The organism is Microcoleus harperi Pol14_C6, assembly GCF_036701295.1.
GTDB lineage: Bacteria > Cyanobacteriota > Cyanobacteriia > Cyanobacteriales > Microcoleaceae > Microcoleus.
In genome coordinates this window covers 1-1,802 of the sequence record NZ_JAUBQN010000107.1, presented here as the reverse complement: position 1 = coordinate 1,802, position 1,802 = coordinate 1, and the positions used below count along the sequence as shown (strand labels likewise).

The following is a 1,802-nucleotide window of genomic DNA, read 5'->3' as shown; positions in this document are numbered from 1 at the left end:
TTTGATAATTTTCGAGAACGCGTATTAGCTTGCTTCTCTAATTAGATAAAAATATCACCGTAAGTTCCGGAGAGCCGTACGAATTCGGCATTTATGGAATAAAACTACTCATGAAGTCCAGTTTTATTTGACTAGCGTAGGATTGTGACGCTTGTAAGCTTGGACAGGCAATCCGTCTCCATTGGGGCATTGAGAATGGTCTGCATTGGACTTTAGATGTCACTTTCAAAGAAGATGCTTGTCGTGTCCGAACGGGACATGCACCACATAATCTGGCGTTACTACGACGGATAGCTCTTAATGCTTTAAACCGAGAGCAATCTTTTCGGCGTAGCAATCGGCAAAAATCCAATCGAGCCGCAATGGATAATAACTATATGCTGACTATTCTTGCTGCTTGTTTATCCCACCAAACATGATGATGCCTCTAAATCCCCTTGTCAATAGCGTTTGAGATGCGCTTACCCTGGTATATTAATCGGAACTTAGCGGTTAGTTAATATTCAGCTTTTAGACCTACTTTTTGATTCAGGTAATGCAGAATAAAATCACGGGCTACTTCTAAGGATAAATTTCTTTGAATTTCATACCAATTATCAATCAATGCCTCTGCCCTCATCAATTCTAATTGGACAAAAGCCCGAATTGAACAGAAGAAATGGGTGACAATAGCCGGAGAACTTCTCACCATTAATTTTTTAATCCCACAAAGTTGTTTGATGGCTCTGTGGTAACATTCAATACCCCAATGTATCGAATGTGTGGTCAGCAAATCACTTCTAGTTATAACTTCAGTCTCTTTGAGCTCAGACCAAAACATGATATAGTATCTCTCTGTGTCGTTTTTGAACTTCTTCTGAAATACTTTCACGGCTGCCCGATTTTTTTGAGATGAACAACTTGCCCCTTCGGGGGAATTGCGAGATTTTTCACAGCCGTGTATTTCCCTGGAATCATAGCCACTTGGCGGTTTTTGGCTATCCCCATCATAAAACCTAGTTTTTGATTTCTCAAAAAATTCAAGTTTTCTTTACTGGAATACCAACTATCTCCTGTCACCATCTGTGGCTGTAATCTCCACAATAACACTTCCGCAATCATTTCCCGAAAATAATCATTTTTTGTTTTTCCCTCCGGTTTGTTATATATCCGATAATTTACGGGTACAGACTTACCATTGCTCTCGGTGTAATACAATGTAATCAGATTATTTCCTTTAACCGGACGGTGCTGCTTACCTGACCAAAAATATCCAATAAATTCTGTTAAATTGGGGTCACTATAAGGCTTTTCAATAACTGTGTCATCCCCACTTAATGTCCCGCCTATTAACTCAATATGTGGTTTGACTTCATCAAATAAATCTTTTGGTTCATACCTTTCTCTTAACAAAAAACGGTTAATACTATCGTGAGATAGTCCATCTAAAATGGAGGATAACCGACAGCAACCTGAATATTTAGACTCCGCTAAAAGAAAATATGTGTACTTGGACAGGTCGCAGAGTGCGGTGGATGGCTTAGTTCTGGTTCTAATATTTTTTCTCCCCTGATAACTTGAGCAATTTTACCCAATCCTGTTTTTTTTAGGAATTGAATTCACCTCTATTCCAGATATACACAATAGAGTTATTTTGTCAATGCGTAAGTCCTAACTGCTATAAACAGGGCAGGCAACATGACGTGGCAAGGAATTAAACCGATTATACATTTGGTTGAGACAACTTATAGCCTTTATCAGAAAGATGAGGTATCATGTTACTGACCCTCACGAGTGAGTGTCAAGCAGAGAAGATAAGATCA

General features: G+C 39.0%; 2 pseudogenes. One reads left to right on the top strand and one right to left on the bottom strand.

The window, feature by feature from the left end:
* Positions 1 to 79: 79 nt before the first annotated feature.
* Positions 80 to 419 (top strand): annotated as a pseudogene (locus tag QUA27_RS27180) (ISAs1 family transposase); the annotation flags it as partial.
* Positions 420 to 496: 77 nt separating this feature from the next.
* Here the strand turns inward: QUA27_RS27180 and QUA27_RS27175 are convergent.
* A pseudogene (locus QUA27_RS27175) lies at positions 497 to 1,536 on the bottom strand (IS701 family transposase).
* Positions 1,537 to 1,802: the final 266 nt, after the last annotated feature.